Raw genomic sequence first — 15773 nt, 5'->3', positions numbered from 1 at the left:
GGGGCGTGCCTGGGGCTGGGGCTCGCGACGGCCGCCCCTGCCCTGCCTCGCCCCACGCCCTTCCCGGCGGCCGAGCTGCGCGCCGCCCTCCCGGAGGAGGGCTGCGTCCGGGCGGACTCGCCCGCCCTGCTCGCTCTGACGGACGTGCTGAGCCGCGACCTTCGCCGCGGGTGCGAGCTGCCGGTGGACCTGTCGGGGTACGCGTACGACGTCGGGGCGCGCGACTCCGCGGGGCAGGCCGTCCCGCGCGACCGGAACGCCGCGTGGCAGCGCGAGGCGCTGCGCTACCTGACATCGGGGTCCGCGACGCTCATGGTGCGGACGGTCGGGAACGGGTTCGACGAGACGACCGAGCGGACGCTCGACGACACGACCGCCACGGTCCTGGAACGTCGCGGTGTGCGGGTCCTGGTGCCCGGCGAGGTGCCCGTGGGCTGAACCGGGGCACGCGGCACGCGACCCCGGCGGGACACGACCACCTCCTCGTCGGCGGCCCTCCCGGCGATGTCGGCTCCGTAGGGTTGTCCCTGTGCCCCCGGACCGCGATCCCGTCGAGAACTGGCTCCCGTGGGGCAGCCCCTCGCAGGACGCGCTCGTCGTGCAGCCCGAGGACGCCTCGGGCGACGTGGACTTCGTCCTGGCGGGAGGCCCGTCGCGGACGCACCAGCCGGTGGTGTGGCTCGAGCACTCGCACCGGACGCACGAGGTGCTGGTCGCCCTCTCGGGACTGCTGACGGTCCGGGCGGGCGACGACGTCTGGGCACTGCCGCCGCGGAACGGTCTGTGGATCCCTGCCGGACTCCCCCACGCCGTGCGCGCCGGGACGGACAGCCGGTTCCTCACGGTCTACCTCGACCCCGGCCGCTCGCGCGACCTGGGCCCCGAACCCGTCACGGTCGCCCCGAGCGCGCTGTTCTCCGAGCTCGTGCTGCACCTCACGTCGCAGGACATGCCCGACGAGGCGCGCCACCATGCCGAGCAGGTCGCGATCCACCTGCTCGAGCCCGTGACGGCGTCGACCCGGATCACGGTCCCGACCGTCGAGCCGGTCGCCCGGATCGTGCACGAGCTGCTCGACGACCCGGGGGACGACCGGACGCTCGCGCAGTGGGCGCGGCACGTCGGGCTGAGCACCAGCACGCTGGGCCGGGTGTTCCGCCGCGCGTCGGGCCAGCCGTTCGGTCGCTGGCGCCTGCACCTGCGCATGAACGTCGCGATGGCCCGACTGTCGGAGGGAGCCCGCGTGAGCGACGTGGCCGACGCCGTCGGGTACACCTCGACGAGCGCGTTCGTCGCGGTCTTCCGCCGCGAGACGGGCCTGACCCCCGGGTCCTTCCGGGACGCTGCGCGGTCGCCGGACGACGCCTCGCGAGAGAGCGGCGAGGGGCGTCCGCAGAGTGCGCGACTTCTGACGGGGCGCCCTTCCGCCTGACGCCAAGCTCTCCGGTCCCCCGGGCCCGCATGCACGCACGCACGCACGCACGCACGCCGAGCATGAGCTCCCCCCGCTCAGCCGGCAGCTCTCACCTCGTCCTCCAGCCAGCGGGCCAGGCGCGGCTCGGGCCGGTCGTCCGTCGCCTCGCCGACAGCAGCCCAGCGTCGAAGCTGGGCGATGGCAACCGTCCAGTCGTCGCGGGAGAGCTCGACCTCGAGCACGTCGTCGGCCGGGGGCCAGCCGACGGAGCCGCCCCCACGGTGGGGATGCACCGCGCAGGCCTCCCACCCGGCCTGACGGATGCGCAGCCCGACCGCGCACAGCTCGGCATCGCCGTCTTCCGAAGCGATATCGACGGTGTTGTCCAGCGTGCCGTCGATGACCTGCCAGTCCTCCACACGCGTGCTGACCTTCATGGCACCCTTCCCCCGCCGCCTGATCTGTCCGCGCCGCCCTACAGCGTGCGCTGGCCGTCAACCTAGGCGCCCGGACCGGTTCGGGCCAGAGGACACGACGGCGGCCCGGAGCCGCGAGCGCAGTCCTCCCGGTCCGCCAACCAGCGCTCCTCAGGACGCGCACCTCGCAGATGACGCGACGGCGCCCAGACCGACGCTGCGAGCCCCTGACCTGGGGTTTGACCGGATCACGATATCCGGCGACCAGATCGCGTGATTGTGCGCCTCGATCACGGTCTCTAGAGTGGCGGAACAAAGGTAAGCCTTACCAAACTTCCTCGCACGGGGCGTCCCGTCCCCGAGGAGTCCCCGTCCCGTGGGTCGCCCCGTGCCGACCCCGCGCGCTCCCCCCGAAAGCGAAGACCCGTGACCGTCACAGCTCCCCCGCCCTCCTCCCCGCGCTCCGCTCTGCGGCGTCGTCGCACGACCGCCACCTGGGCCACCGCCGTCGGCACGGCGCTGCTCCTGGCCGCGTGCTCGTCGGGGACCGACGCGGGCAGCAGCGCCCCTGCCGGCGGCACCCCGGCCGACGCCGCAGCCTGGTCCTACACCGACGCGCGCGGCACGACCGTGAGCCTCGACGAGGTCCCCGACCGCATCATCGCCACGGCCGACACCGCCCCCGTGCTCCTCGAGTACGGGATCCGCCCGGTCGGGATCATCGGTTTCTCCCGCCTGTCCGAGGAGGACCTCGCGGCGTTCGACCTCGAGGGGATCGAGCCCATCTCCGAGACGGACACCGACATCAGCCTCGAGAAGGTCCTCGCCGCCGACGCCGACCTGGTCCTCGACATCTGGAGCTCGTACAACGGCGGGAACTTCGGCAGCGTCTGGGGTGACGACATCGAGCGTGTCGAGAGCGTCGTGCCGATGGTGGGCATCAACATCACCGATGGCGCGGCCCGGACCCTGGCCGACTTCCAGGAGGTCGCCCTCAGCCTCGGTGGCTCCGAGACCGCGGCCGTCTACGCCCAGGAGAGTGCCGAGCTCGCCGAGCTGAGCGAGAAGGTCCAGGCCGTCGCCGCCACCAAGACCGACGTCGCGGTCGCCTACGCGATCCCGCTCGAGACGAGCGTCGACTACGCGGTCCCGACGTGGACGCCGCTCGGCAGCACGCTCGTCGACCTGGGCGTGACGTTCGCCGAGCTCGACAGCGAGGACGGCTTCTGGGCCTCCGCGAGCTGGGAGGAGCCCGGCGCCTACCCGGCCGACCTGATCCTCGTGCCCTCGACGTGGGCCGACGCCCCCCAGCTCGCGACCCCGACCTTCACCGCGCTGCCCGCGGTCGCCTCGGGCCAGCTGGCGCAGGTCGAGCTGCGCACGGGCTATTCCCTGACGGGGATCACGTCGCAGCTCGAGGCCTTCCTCGCGGCCTACGAGCCCGCGGCGCACGTCACGGGGTGACCGGTCCCCGCCGCCCGCAGGGCGGGGCGTCTCTCACCCTGCGGGCGGCACCCCTAGGATCTGCCCGTGAACGATTCCACGGGCCAGGCCGAGCAACACTGGACACAGACGCTCCCGGAGGTCGCCGAGCGAGCCGCTCGGCTCCTCGGCATCGACGTCGCCACGGTCGCGACCTCGCAGCACGTGGTCCCGGGAGGGTTCCACGTCTGGGTCCCGGGACGAGGAGGAGCCCAGGCGATCATCGGGTTCGACGGCGCCGCCTACGTCCGGGAGTCGAGCTTCAGCGCACGAGAGCTCGTCGCCGCCTACCAGGCCGGCGCGCGCAACGACACGACGCTCGCGGCCACGCCGGTCAACCATGCGGCCTCCGCGGTCGCGGCCATGGTCGGCGTGCTCCGCGGAGAGCCCGCCCGCCAGGCCGGCCCCGTGGGCCCGACCGAGGACGAGCTCGCCCAGCTCGTCGGTGCACCGTTCCGGCAGACGACTCCCGACGAGCTCGCCGAACGGCTGCGGGGCCGCGGGCCGGGGGCGTACTCGATCCTCGGGATCGACCGCGCGCACGGCCCGGGGCACTGGTACGTCGCGCACTTCGACGGGAACGCCGTGACCCTGCTCGACCCGATCGCGAACCGGACCGCCGACTGGCCCCCCACCGAGGACGTCGTCCGGTGGTGGGCCGACGGCGAGCCGACCAGGCCCCCCGCGACGGTCGTGCTCGACGCACGGTCGCGCCACGGCCGTCGCGTCTGGCTGCGGACCACGCCCCGGCTCGCCCCGCAGGCGCGCGGCCTCGTCGACTGGTACGCGGCGCAGCCTCCTGAGCGTGTCAGGAAGGGCCTCGGGGTGTGGCACGGGTTCTGGTGGTCGGCGCTCTCCGCGGAAGGTGACGACCTGCGGGTGGCCGCGACGGACCTCACGAAGCCAGGGATCGAGACCATGACCTGGGACGTCGACCCGATGCTCGAGGCGCTCCGCTCCCAGGTCGAGATGGCCGCGTTCTGCAAGGTGCCGCGCGAGTCGATCCGGTTCACGCACGGCGTCCGGGTCTACGACGGCGTGTTCGAGGCCCCCGAGATCCACGTGAAGCGGTACGCCGCGACCGACGACGCCACGGGGTGGGTCATCACGCCCTTCCCCCAGCAGCCGCGCGGGGGCACCCGGCTGGTGCCCGCGCACGAGGTCTGGCGCAAGGCGCCTCACCTCGTGCGCTACCTCGCCCTCCCCACGGGCTTCCACGCCGAGTGGGCCGAGGGACGCACCAGCCGGATCTGGAACCCGGCCGGCGACCTCGTCTGGGACGCCGCCGCTCGCGACGCCGCAGCCGAGCCGCCTGCCACCCCGACGCCGGCCGCGCCCTCGCCGTCCGACCGACGTCCGCGAGGCTCGGTCGCCTACGAGGACGCCCGCGCGGCCCTCGACGACGCGCACGCGAGCCCCGAGAGGCTGCTCGCCCTGGGCCACGGCGTGCGCGACGCGTTCGTGCGCAACGAGCACCTCGTCGGTCTTCTCCCGATCGACGCCGAGCAGGTCATGATCGCCGTCTACCGCCGGGCCGACGCCGCGGGGTCGCGCGAGGCCGCGCTCACGTGGGTGCGCGAGGCCTACTTCCGGGGTCTCGAACCTGCGGTCGATGCCGCCGCGCGCGTCGACGCGCTGGCCGCCGACGACCCGGACGGCTCCGCGCACGTGCTGCGGGGCTGGATGCGCTTCAACGGCTACGGGTTCACCCAGGACGCGTCGGCCGCCGCGGCCGACCACGAGGCCGCTGCGAGGATCGGCAACCCCGACGCCCTCTTCGAGCTCTCGGTGCTGTCCGCGACGGGTCAGGGAGTGCCGGTCGACGAGGCGCGGTCACGCCTCCTCCTCGAGCGCGCCGCCGAAGCCGGGCACCCGCGCGCCCTCTACAACGTGGCGGCCGAGCACGCGACCGGTCGGGGACGCCCGCACGACCCGCGGCGAGCCCTCGTCCTGTACGTCGCGGCGGCCGACAAGGGGCACGGGCGAGCCGCGTTCACGGCCGGCGTCATGACGCTCACCGGGGACGGCACCGCACCCGACGCGGTGCGGGCGGGTGCCCTGCTGCACCAGGCGGAGGACCTCGGGTTCGACGTCGAGGGGACCGCCGAACAGCTTCCTGCTGCTCTGCGCGACCAGGTCGTGGCGCTCGTCGCCACGACCTGAGGCACGGCGGCACGATCGCTCGGCCGTCGAGAAGTGAGCTGTTGCCCCTCGATCCGGCGTTTCCGGGGCAACAGCTCACTTCTCGACGACGACGGCTCAGCTCGTGGGTCCTCTTCCCCTGGGACCGCGCCCCTCTTCCTGCTCCGACCGCGCCGTGGGAGCCTGGAGAGGCACCCCGGGACCGTGCTCCGACCGTGGGCACGCGGCCGCCCGGGAGGGAGGTCCGCCATGAGCTGGATCCGAGAGGCCACCGAGGACGAGCCCGGCGGGGCCGTCGCGACGGCGTTCGAGCAGGACCGCGCGACGCGTGGCTACGTCGCCAACCTCACGCGCCTGCTGGCCAACCGGCCCGCGGTCCTCGACGCGTGGATCGGGCTCAACGGCGCGATCAAGGCGTCCATGTCCCCCCGGCGCTACGAGCTCGCGACCCTCGCCGCGGCTCTGCGGCTCCGGTCGACGTACTGCGCGCTCGCTCACGGGGCGATCCTCGCCGAGCACCATGTCGGCGCCGAGGCGGTCCGCGAGGCCGCCGAGGGGCACGACACCGTCCAGCTCTCTCCGATCGACCGCGCGGTCATGGACCTCGCGGACAAGGTCGCGGCCGGCGCCGCCGACATGACCGAGTCCGACCTCACCGAGCTGCGGGACCTGGGCCTCGACGACGGGGAGATCCTCGACGTGATCCTGGCCGCGTCGGGGCGCTGCTTCTTCAGCTCGGTCCTCGACGGGACGGGGACGCAGGCCGACGCCGTGTTCCAGGACCTCGACCCCGCCCTGCGCGACGCCTTGACGGTGGGCCGACCGATCGCCGCCCCGGACCCCGTGGGCCGGCACCTCGCGACCTGACGGGTTGCCGACCCTGCGCGGCACGGCCCCCGCACGACGTGACGCGAAGAACACCTCCGAGCGGCCCCGGTCGCCGGGGGCATCCCGGGAACCGGCCTAGGGTCGAAGCATGAGGTCGTCCCGTCGAGGCGCCGCGGGCGCCGCCATGCTCGTCACCACCCTCCTGCTCGCCGCGTGCTCCCCCGGCGGCACGACGAACAACCCGACGAGCGCTCCGCCGTCGGGCAGCGACACCCCTCCCTCGCCGACCGCGAGCGCGGCGCCCACCCCCACCGAAGCCCCCGACCCGTCCGCCGACCCGTTGGCCGGGTGGAGCCTCGAGCAGAAGGTCGGCCAGCTCCTGATGGTCGGGGTCAACGTCGGGAAGGTCGACCAGGCGAGCTACGACGCGATCAGCTCCCACCACGTGGGCAACCTGTTCCTCGCAGGCCGCACCCAGGCCGGGACCGGGCCGGTCAAGAACCTCGTCGACTCGTTCACGGCCCTCGTCTCGGACGAGACCACGCACGGGATGCCGCTGTTCGTGTCGACCGACCAGGAGGGCGGCAAGGTCCAGGTCCTGCGCGGCCCGGGCTTTTCCGACATCCCGAGCGCCATGGACCAGTCCGCGCTCGCGCCTGCCGACCTGCAGGCGCAGGCCACGACCTGGGGCGCGGAGCTCGCCGCCGCGGGGGTCGACCTCAACCTCGCGCCCGTCATGGACGTCGTCACGAGCCCCGAGACCGCGCGGACCAACGCCCCGATCGGGTACTTCGGGAGGAACTACGGGTTCGGGGTCGACACCGTGACCTCGCACGCGAACGCGTTCAGCGCGGGCATGGAGGCCAGCGCCGTCGACGTCGCGATCAAGCACTTCCCCGGTCTGGGGCGGGTGGCCGGCAACACCGACGACGACGCAGGCGTGACCGACACGGTGACCACGCGCGACGCCCCGTCGGTCGAGGCGTTCCGGTCGGGGATCGACGCCGGGGCCGCGTTCGTCATGATGTCGACCGCGATCTACGACCAGATCGACCCCGGTGTGCCTGCCGCCTTCTCGCCCGTGGTCGTCGACGGGCTGCTGCGGGGAGACCTGGGCTTCCACGGCGTGGTCATCACCGACGACGTGTCGAAGGCCGAGCAGGTCCAGGCCTGGTCGCCGGGCGACCGGGCCGTCCTGACGATCGCTGCGGGCGGCGACATGGTGCTCGCGTCGGCCGACCCGGGCGTGATCCCCGAGATGGCGTCCGCCCTCGTCGAGCGCGCGCAGAGCGACCCGGGCTTCGCAGCCCAGGTCGACGCGGCGGTGCTGCGGGTCCTCGCGGCCAAGGAGAGGCTCGGCGCGTAGGTGCCGGGTGCGCCCGCGCCGGGCTGCCCCGGCAGGGCTCGGCAGGGTCAGGAACCCGTCCTCGGACGGGCAGCGGGCGGGCGGGGCTCACCGCACCCGACCGCCCGCTGCCCGTCGTCCACACACTGTCCACAGCGTGTTCCACACGTTGTCCCCACTGCTGTCCACAAAGTTATCCACAGACCTGGGGACAGTGTGCACAGGCCGTGACCCGGTGCTCACGCGACGCCGAGGTACGCCTCCTTGATGCTCGGGTCCGCGAGCAGCTCCCGGCCGCCCCCGGACCGCACGACCTCGCCCGTCTCCAGCACGTACGCCCGGTGCGAGCGTGAGAGCGCCTGCCGGGCGTTCTGCTCGACCAGCAGCACCGTGGTGCCCTGCGCGTTGATCTCCGAGACGATCCGGAAGATCTGCTGGATGACCATGGGTGCGAGGCCCATCGACGGCTCGTCGAGCAGCATGAGCCGCGGCCGAGCCATGAGCGCGCGCCCGATCGCGAGCATCTGCTGCTCGCCCCCGGACATGGTCCCGCCCACCTGCGACGTGCGGTCCTCGAGGCGCGGGAAGAGCTCGAAGACCCGCGCCAGCGTCTCGTCGTGCACGGCCTTGTTCTCGAACGTGCGCCCGTACGCCCCCATCTCGAGGTTCTCCAGGACCGTCATGCCGGGGAAGATCCCCCGGCCCTCGGGGGCCTGCACGATCCCCTCGAGCACCCGCAGGTGCGGCTTCATCCGGGTGATGTCCTTGCCGTCGAACACGATCTTCCCGCGCGACAACGGCCGGATGCCCGAGACCGCGCGCATGGTCGTGGTCTTCCCGGCGCCGTTGGCCCCGATGAGGGTCACGAGCTCGCCCTCCTCGACCGTGATCGACACGCCGCGCACGGCCTCGATCCGGCCGTACGCGACCGTCATGTCGGTGATCTCAAGCAGGGGCATCTGCGTCTCCCTCAGCCAGCTCCTCGTCAGGCACGCCCAGGTAGGCGGCGATGACCTTGGGGTCGGACGTGACGTCCTCGGGCGATCCGTCGGCGATGACCTTCCCGAACTCGAGCACCACGATCCGGTCCGTCACGCCCCGCACGAGCCGCATGTCGTGCTCGATGAGCAGGACCGTGTACCCGTCGTCGCGGATGTGGCGGATGAGGTCCATGAGGGCCTCCTTCTCCGCCGGGTTGAAGCCCGCCGCGGGCTCGTCGAGGCACAGCAGCTTGGGCTCGGTCGCGAGCGCGCGGGCGATCTCGAGGCGCCTCTGCTCGCCGTAGGACAGGTTGCGCGCCTTCTCCGTGGCGCGCGCCCCGACCCCGACGAACTCGAGGATCGCCATGGACCGGTCGATCGCGTCGCGCTCCTCCTGCCGGTGCCGACGCGTGCGCAGCAGCGCCCCCGGCACCGAGGTCCGGTGCCGCGCGTCGGTCCCCACGACCACGTTCTCGAGGGCCGTCATCTCGTTGAAGAGCCGGATGTTCTGGAAGGTCCGGGCGATGCCCAGGCGCGTGATCTGGTTGCGCTTGGCCTTGCCCAGGACCTGCCCGTCGAACCGGACCTGGCCCCTGGTAGGCCGGTAGACGCCGGTCATGGCGTTGAACGCCGTGGTCTTCCCGGCACCGTTGGGCCCGATCAGCCCCAGGATCTCCCCGCGCCGGATGTCGAACGTGACGCTGTCCAGGGCCGTGAGGCCGCCGAACACGACCGACACGTCCTCCATCTTGAGCAGCGGCTCGCCGACCTCGGCCAGGACCTCGCGGTCGGCCGCGACGATCTCGTCGACCAGCGCGGCGTCGGCGAGCTCGGGACGTACCTCGGTCACGTCGACCAGCACGGGCTCGTCGAGCCCCGCGCCGGGCAGGTACTTCTCGGCCATGGGCTCGCCCGCGTCGGCGGACAGCGACAGGTGCGCGTCGCCGACGTCGCCGCCGGCCCCCATGCCTCCGGGTTCGTTGCTCATCGGTTCCCCCCGTCGGTCGTTCCGTCGTTCCCGGTGGGATCGCTGTCGGTCGGCCCGTCGGGTCCGCGTCCCGTGGGTGCGTGCCCGCCCGTGCTGCCGGCGGGCGCACCCGGTGCACCCGACGTGCCCGCCGTGCCCGACGACGGAGCGGACGTCGCGTACGCGGGCTGCGGGCCGCCGTCGGGCACCTTGGCGAGCGTGCGGCGCGCCGCGACGTACAGCTCGCGCCCGTACGTGAGCAGCTTCTGCCGGACGGGTATGAGCCCCTGCGGCCTGAAGATCATGAGCACCATGAGCGCGACCCCGAAGAACAGGTACTTGTAGTTCGCGATCGCGTTGCCGTCGATCGGGATGCCGAACAGCGACGTGCGCCCCAGGAAGAAGTTCGGCAGGTACACGATGATGAACGCCCCGAGGATCACGCCCAGCTTGTTGCCCTGGCCGCCGAGCACGACAGCGCACAGGAACAGCACCGAGTTGATGATGTTGAAGTTGGTCGGGATGACGAACTGGACCTGGCCCGCGTAGATCGCCCCGGAGACGCCACCGATCGACGCCCCGATCACGAACGCCCAGAGCTTGAACTTGAACGTGGGGACGCCCATGATCTCGGCTGCGTCCTCGTCCTCGCGGATCGCGACCCAGGCACGGCCCACGCGCGAGCGCTCGAGGTTCCCCACGAGCAGCAGCGAGATGATGATGAAGACGAGCGACAGCCAGAACCACCACACGCCCGAGTTGAGCGTGCTCCCCACGTTGCCCGCCGAGAACACGCCGTTGGGCAGCTCCTCGGTCACGCCGAGCCGCGGGTAGGCGACCGACTTGAGGCCCTGACCACCGCCCGTGATCTCGTCGAGGTTGTCCGCGAGCAGACGCACGATCTCACCGAAGCCGAGCGTCACGATCGCGAGGTAGTCGCCGCGCAGGCGCAGCGTGGGCGACCCCAGGACCAGGCCCGACATGGCCGTGATCGCGACCGCGACCGGCAGGATCGCGAGCCACGCCCAGTCGTCGGACAGCCAGCCCTCGGGCTGGGTCACGTTCCACGGGCTGTCGGGGCTCGTGAGGATCGCGAGCGTGTACGCGCCGATCGCGTAGAAGCCCACGTAGCCGAGGTCGAGCAGGCCCGCCTGCCCGACCACGACGTTGAGCCCGATCGCGATGAGCGCGTACATCCCGAACTGGGCCATGACGGCGCCGAAGTTGGTGCCGACCGTGGTCAGGACCGGGATGTTGAGGATCGGCAGGAGCGCGATGAACAGGACGAACGGCGCCCCGAACGCCCACTGGGCCGGGCGCGCGAGCGCGTCCCACCACAGACGGAGCCGGTCCCCCGCGCCCCCGTGGGGGCGCTGGGCGACGGGCGTCTGGCCAGCGGGCGGGAGCTCGGGGCGGGGGCGTGCCGGTGCTGCCTGTCCCGATCCGGTTGCGTCGGCGTTCTCTGCAGGAGTGCTGGTGCTCATGCTCGCGCCCTCCCCAGGGACTCGCCGAGGATGCCGGTCGGTCGGAACATCAGGACCACGATCAGCAGGACGAACGCGACGACGTCGCGCCACTCGGTGCCGAACACGACCTGGCCGTAGTTCTCCATGACGCCCAGCAGCAGACCACCGAGCAGCGCCCCGCGCAGGTTGCCGATCCCACCGAGGACCGCCGCGGAGAACGCCTTGATCCCGAGGATGAAGCCGCCCGAGTAGATGATCCCGTTGGGCACGCGCAGCGTGTAGAGCAGGGCTGCTGCCCCGGCGAGGACGCCGCCGATGAGGAACGTCAGCATGATGATGCGCTCGCGCGAGACGCCCATGAGCGTCGCGGTCACGGGGTCCTGCGCGACCGCGCGGATGCCGCGGCCGAACTTGGTCCGGTTGATGAACATGTCGGTCGCGAGGGCCAGGATCAGGGCCGAGAAGATGATGATGAGCGTGACGTTGGTGACGTTGGCTCCGAAGATCTGGAACTGGACCTCGGGCTCGACCAGCCGGATGGGCTGCTCGGCGTTCACGCCGCCCAGCTCGCCGCCCGTCAGGGCCGGGAGCACGAAGTGCACGAACTCCTGGATGACGAACGAGGCGCCGATCGCGGTGATGAGGAAGACGAGCGACGGGGCCCCGCGTTTGCGCAGCGGTCTGTAGGCCACGCGTTCGAGCCCGACGGCGGCCCCTCCCGCGACCACCATGCCGCCGATCATCGCGATCCCCAGGTAGAGGACGGTCAGCAGGACGCCCTTGTCGAAGGCGTCGCCGCTCGGGTAGAACCCGAGCGCGAGGAGCGTGGCGTACTGCCCGAACATGCCGAGCATGAAGATCTCGGAGTGGGCGAAGTTGATGAGGCGCAGCACCCCGTAGACGAGCGTGTAGCCCACGGCGACGAGCGCGTAGACCGCGCCGTAGGTCAGGCCGTCGACGGTGAGGGCCCAGAAGTTGCGGCCCAGGGCCGCGAGGTCGAATCCGATGAGGGGGTCTGCGGCGAGGACGTCGTGGACGAGCATCGACATGCTGCTCCTTCGAGCCGGTGGGAGGGCGGTCGGCCGACCGCGGTGCGCCCGCCCCGCGAGGAGGCGGGCGCACCGTGGCCCGCTCGGCGGCTGCCGTCAGGGCACACCGCCCCCGACCCGGTCGTGCTCGACCAGGTGGGGGCGGCGCTCCGGACCGGCAGGCGCCGACCGGCTACTTGACCTCGTAGATCCAGATCAGGGCCGACGAGAGCTCGCCCGTGTCGTCCCACTTGTAGGTGCGGGCCAGGCCCTCACCGTCGTAGTTCGTCACGAAGTCGAGCATCCCGGCACGGTCCGTCACGCCCGACGCGATCGCGGTGAGCATGATCGTGGCCAGGTCGTAGCCCTCGACCGAGTAGACGCCGGGAGCCTGACCGTTGAGAGCCTCGTAGGCCGAGGCGAACTCGTCAGGAGCCGGGCCGCACGGGCACGACAGGATCGCGCCCTTGGACGCTGCTCCTGCCTGGGTCACGAACTGCGGGTCGTTGGTGCCGTCCGCGGACACGAACGGGATGTCGACGCCCGCGTCACGCAGCTGCTGCGCGAACGGCGCGGCCTCGGCGTAGTAGCCGGCGTAGAAGACCGCGTCGGCGTCCGAGCTCGAGATGATCTGGGTCGCCGCCGCGAAGTCCTTGTCACCGACCTTGACCTCGGCCGAGCACGAGTCGTCAGCGGCTTCGCCGAGGCCCGCGGTGATCTCCTTGGCGAGGCCCACGCCGTAGTCCGAGTTGTCCTGGACCACGCAGACCTTGTCGTAGCCGAGCGTGTCCACCATGTACTTGGCGACCGCGGGGCCCTGGACCGCGTCGTTCGCCAGGCCGCGGAAGAACGTCTTCCAGCCGTTCTTGGTGATGTCGGGGTTGGTCGCCGACGCCGACAGCGACGGCAAGCCCGCCTGGCTGAAGACGTCGCCGGTCGCGGAGGTCTCGCCCGAGAACGCCGGGCCCAGGAGCGCGATGACGCTCGCGTCGCCCACGATCTGCGGGGCGACCTGGGTGGCCTTCTGCGGGTCGCCCTCGGTGTCGAACTCCTTGATGGTGACCTGGCAGCCCGCGTTCGCGGCGTTGAACGCGTCCACGGCGACCTTGGCGCCGTAGAGGATGTTCTGCCCGAGCGCGGCGTTGGGTCCGGTCAGGGCGCCCGCCATGGCGATCGAGGTCCCCTCGGCGCACTCGGCCGTGCCGTCACCGGCCGGGTCGACGGGGTCGCCCGACGTCGAGACCGGGACCTCCTGGCCGTCGATGTCGATCTGGACGGAAGGCACGATCGCGAGGTCGGCCGTGCCGGTCTCGCTCGACGACTCTGTCGATCCTGTGTTGTCCCCCTGAGACTGAGTACCGCATGCGGTGATGGCGAGGGTGGCAGCCAGCGCGAGGGCCAGCCCACCCGTCGTTCGACGTGCTGTGCGTTGCATTCCGAACCTCCGTGCGCCAGATCGCACCCGGGTGCTCAGATTCCTCGCACCCGCGGTGGATCACCTGAATATTCAGCACTGAATATCGTGCTGACGATGGCACAGGTCGGACGCGCGCGAAACCCCAGATGCACAATTGCAACCAGAGAGTCACACACGGCGAACCGGACAACGTGCCCGACGTTCCGGGCTCGGGTCCTGACGACCTGAGTGCCTGGAACGTATGCGGACACCGTTACGCGAGACTCCGTCCCGCGTTACGGGGCCGTCACGGGGACGTCTCGATTCGGCGGAGGCGCAGGTGAGGGACGGCCCGAGGTCAGGACGGGTACTGCGAGAACGCGGCCGTCGCGGGGTCGGAGCCCAGGCGGGCGTCCGAGTCGAGCCCGTCGATCGCGGCGACCTCGTCGGACGAGAGCTCGAACCCGAACACGTCGATGTTCGCGGCGAGACGCTCGAGGTTCACGGACTTGGGGATGACGACCCGTCCGCCCTGGACGTGCCAGCGCAGGATCGCCTGGGCCGGGGTGACGTCGTGGGCGGCTGCGACCTTCGCCACGACGGGGTGGTCGAGGTCGGCCCCCCGCCCGAGCGGCGAGTACGCCTCGACCGCGATGCCCGCAGCGAGCGTCGCGGCCTGCGTGGCGCGCTGCTGGTACGTGGGGTGGACCTCGATCTGGTTGACGGCGGGCACCACGTCGGTCTCGGCGAGGAGCCGCGCGAGGTGGTCGGGCAGGAAGTTGGACACGCCGATCGCGCGCGCCGCGCCGTCGGCGTAGAGCTTCTCGAACGCCCGCCAGGTCTCGACGTAGAGGTCCTTGCTGGGGACGGGCCAGTGGATCAGGTACAGGTCGACGACCTCGAGGTCGAGGGCCTCGCGCGAGTCCTCGAAGGCCTGGAGGGCGGACTCGAAACCCTGGTCGCCGTTGCGCAGCTTCGTCGTCACGAAGACCTCGTCACGGTGCAGCCCGCTCGCTCGCAGCGCCGCGCCGACCCCGGCCTCGTTGTAGTAGCCGGCCGCGGTGTCGATGTGCCGGTAGCCCGCCTCGAGCGCCTCCTCGACGTTCTGCTGGGTCGCGTCGTCGGGCACCTTGAAGACGCCGAGGCCGACCTGCGGGACGGTGACGCCGTTGTTCAGCACGACGCCGGGGACCTGGGAGGGAGAGACCATCACTCAGTTCTACCCCGCGCGCGGCGGTGGGCACCACCCGCCACGTGGCGGGTGGTGCCGCCTCGCACGCCTCGAGGGGCGACTGCGGCCGGGTACGCGACGCGTGCGCGGCGCGTGAAGGTCGTGGAGCACCTGGGGCGGCCGTGCGAGGGGTCGAGGCGGACGCTGTGGCGCTCGCCTCATCGGCCCGTCCGGACGCGACGCGCACCGTCCCTGCGTGGCACGGTGGCCTGATGTCCCCGCACGCCTCCCCGTCCCGCGGTCTGCCGCCGGGCGGTTCCTCCCCTGCGCGCCCGCAGAACCGGGCTGTCCGGGTCGTCGCCGCCCTCGTCGCCCTGCTGGTCGTCGCCGCGGGCGTCACGTTCTTCCTGACGCGCGCGTCCGCACAGCCGTCGGCTCAGCCCTCGCCCGCCCCGTCGCCGACCGCGACCAAGGTCCCCGCGGAGCGGGTGGACCCGCCTGCGGTGCTCGACCCGACGTCCGTCGAGAACCTCGAGATCCACCAGGAGTCGACCGCGGACACGGGCGACGCCCGCTCGATCTCGACCGTCGCGATCCCCGGCGAGCACTCGCTGGGACGGGCGTTCGGTCGCTTCGTCGACGCGACGACGCAGGCCTACGAGGCCGCGGTCGACCCCACCGCGACGGGCAACGAGCTCAACGTCGGCTGGGACCTGGTGCTCGCGCAGGGCGACGTGCTGGGCGTGCACGCCTCGACCTACGCCTTCACGGGCGGGGCGAACGGTGAGCTCGGCAGCCAGACCTTCTACACCGACCTCCCGCGCGCGACCACGACGTGGTCGGCCGACCTGCTCACCGCGGACGGCCGCAAGCGGGCCGCGGAGTGGGCGGGAGCGGCGCTCGCGGCAGCGGGGGTGGGGTTCGGCGAGCCTGTGCCGTCGTCGGAGGACACGTTCCGGGACGTCCGTCTCGGGCCCGACGGCGCCGCGACCCTGGTCTTCTCGCCCGGCCTGGTCTCGGCACGGGCCGACGGGGAGCTCGCCGTGCGGCTCGAGCCGGACGCGACCCGGTCCGTCCTGTCGGCCGTCGGCAAGCAGCTCGCCGAGGTCGCGGCGAGCGGTGCACCCTTCATGGGGAT

At 72.3% G+C, this 15773-nt stretch carries 13 protein-coding genes and 1 pseudogene; 7 read left to right on the top strand and 7 right to left on the bottom strand.

Annotation, left to right across the window (positions count from 1 at the left end; genetic code table 11):
• Together OERS_RS21655 and OERS_RS19095 are read left to right on the top strand one after the other, a co-directional pair.
• A partial coding sequence (locus OERS_RS21655) for a hypothetical protein (protein WP_169834251.1) occupies window positions 1-438 on the top strand: 438 nt, incomplete at its 5' end.
• Between the two features lie 91 nt (window positions 439-529).
• Window positions 530-1432 carry a helix-turn-helix domain-containing protein gene (locus tag OERS_RS19095; protein WP_068627619.1) on the top strand — a complete coding sequence of 301 codons (903 nt, stop codon included), beginning with the start codon at window positions 530-532 and terminating at the stop codon, window positions 1430-1432.
• A gap of 77 nt (window positions 1433-1509) precedes the next feature.
• Here the strand turns inward: OERS_RS19095 and OERS_RS19090 are convergent, their stop codons facing one another.
• Entirely contained in the window at window positions 1510-1851 is a 342-nt protein-coding gene (locus tag OERS_RS19090; RefSeq protein WP_056653227.1) for a hypothetical protein, read from the bottom strand.
• A gap of 405 nt (window positions 1852-2256) precedes the next feature.
• Here OERS_RS19090 and OERS_RS19085 point away from each other — a divergent pair, with 405 nt between their 5' ends.
• The 4 genes from OERS_RS19085 (at window position 2257) to OERS_RS19070 (ending at window position 7648) form a co-directional block, all read left to right on the top strand.
• A complete protein-coding gene (locus tag OERS_RS19085) occupies window positions 2257-3294 on the top strand; it encodes an ABC transporter substrate-binding protein (RefSeq protein WP_083201617.1) in 1038 nt (345 codons plus the stop codon).
• Window positions 3295-3360: 66 nt separating this feature from the next.
• On the top strand, window positions 3361-5475 hold the full coding sequence (locus OERS_RS19080; protein ID WP_068627618.1) for an immunity protein Imm33 domain-containing protein: 2115 nt from the start codon (window positions 3361-3363) through the stop codon (window positions 5473-5475).
• Window positions 5476-5703: 228 nt separating this feature from the next.
• Entirely contained in the window at window positions 5704-6321 is a 618-nt protein-coding gene (locus OERS_RS19075) for a carboxymuconolactone decarboxylase family protein (protein WP_068627617.1), read from the top strand.
• A gap of 109 nt (window positions 6322-6430) precedes the next feature.
• Window positions 6431-7648: a glycoside hydrolase family 3 N-terminal domain-containing protein gene (locus OERS_RS19070; RefSeq protein WP_211268522.1), complete on the top strand. Its 1218-nt coding sequence runs from the start codon at window positions 6431-6433 to the stop codon at window positions 7646-7648.
• 218 nt (window positions 7649-7866) lie between these two features.
• On the opposite strand, the gene OERS_RS19065 is transcribed toward OERS_RS19070, so the two are convergent.
• From OERS_RS19065 to OERS_RS19040, 6 genes are all read right to left on the bottom strand, one after another.
• On the bottom strand, window positions 7867-8586 hold the full coding sequence (locus tag OERS_RS19065) for an ABC transporter ATP-binding protein (RefSeq protein ID WP_056653240.1): 720 nt from the start codon (window positions 8584-8586) through the stop codon (window positions 7867-7869).
• Complete coding sequence (locus OERS_RS19060; RefSeq protein ID WP_225220318.1) at window positions 8573-9595, bottom strand: ABC transporter ATP-binding protein; 1023 nt, start codon at window positions 9593-9595, stop codon at window positions 8573-8575. Before OERS_RS19060 ends, OERS_RS19065 begins: the two co-directional genes overlap by 14 nt.
• A complete protein-coding gene (locus tag OERS_RS19055) occupies window positions 9592-11058 on the bottom strand; it encodes a branched-chain amino acid ABC transporter permease (RefSeq protein ID WP_083201616.1) in 1467 nt (488 codons plus the stop codon). The genes OERS_RS19060 and OERS_RS19055 overlap by 4 nt, the downstream gene beginning before the upstream one ends.
• Complete coding sequence (locus OERS_RS19050; RefSeq protein ID WP_139107950.1) at window positions 11055-12089, bottom strand: branched-chain amino acid ABC transporter permease; 1035 nt, start codon at window positions 12087-12089, stop codon at window positions 11055-11057. The genes OERS_RS19055 and OERS_RS19050 overlap by 4 nt, the downstream gene beginning before the upstream one ends.
• Window positions 12090-12261: 172 nt before the next feature.
• Window positions 12262-13353, bottom strand: a complete 1092-nt coding sequence (locus OERS_RS19045) for a branched-chain amino acid ABC transporter substrate-binding protein (protein ID WP_235534474.1) — start codon at window positions 13351-13353, stop codon at window positions 12262-12264.
• Between the two features lie 469 nt (window positions 13354-13822).
• A complete protein-coding gene (locus OERS_RS19040; protein ID WP_068627615.1) occupies window positions 13823-14674 on the bottom strand; it encodes an aldo/keto reductase in 852 nt (283 codons plus the stop codon).
• A gap of 233 nt (window positions 14675-14907) precedes the next feature.
• Here OERS_RS19040 and OERS_RS19035 point away from each other — a divergent pair.
• Window positions 14908-15773: pseudogene (locus tag OERS_RS19035) on the top strand (hypothetical protein); the annotation flags it as partial.

It is taken from the genome of Oerskovia enterophila (genome assembly GCF_001692445.1).
GTDB classification, from domain to species: domain Bacteria; phylum Actinomycetota; class Actinomycetes; order Actinomycetales; family Cellulomonadaceae; genus Oerskovia; species Oerskovia enterophila.
The sequence above is the reverse complement of the archived record's forward strand: the minus strand, read 5'-3'. Positions and strand labels throughout refer to the sequence as shown.

What these genes read in the sequence shown, in the direction of transcription:
- OERS_RS19060 (WP_225220318.1), bottom strand. Translation starts at nt 9,595, where the DNA reads ATGAGCAACGAACCCGGAGGCATGGGGGCCGGCGGCGACGTCGGCGAC.
- OERS_RS19090 (WP_056653227.1), bottom strand. Translation starts at nt 1,851, where the DNA reads ATGAAGGTCAGCACGCGTGTGGAGGACTGGCAGGTCATCGACGGCACG.
- OERS_RS19040 (WP_068627615.1), bottom strand. Translation starts at nt 14,674, where the DNA reads ATGGTCTCTCCCTCCCAGGTCCCCGGCGTCGTGCTGAACAACGGCGTC.
- OERS_RS19050 (WP_139107950.1), bottom strand. Translation starts at nt 12,089, where the DNA reads ATGTCGATGCTCGTCCACGACGTCCTCGCCGCAGACCCCCTCATCGGA.
- OERS_RS19065 (WP_056653240.1), bottom strand. Translation starts at nt 8,586, where the DNA reads ATGCCCCTGCTTGAGATCACCGACATGACGGTCGCGTACGGCCGGATC.
- OERS_RS19070 (WP_211268522.1), top strand. Translation starts at nt 6,431, where the DNA reads ATGAGGTCGTCCCGTCGAGGCGCCGCGGGCGCCGCCATGCTCGTCACC.
- OERS_RS19055 (WP_083201616.1), bottom strand. Translation starts at nt 11,058, where the DNA reads ATGAGCACCAGCACTCCTGCAGAGAACGCCGACGCAACCGGATCGGGA.
- OERS_RS19075 (WP_068627617.1), top strand. Translation starts at nt 5,704, where the DNA reads ATGAGCTGGATCCGAGAGGCCACCGAGGACGAGCCCGGCGGGGCCGTC.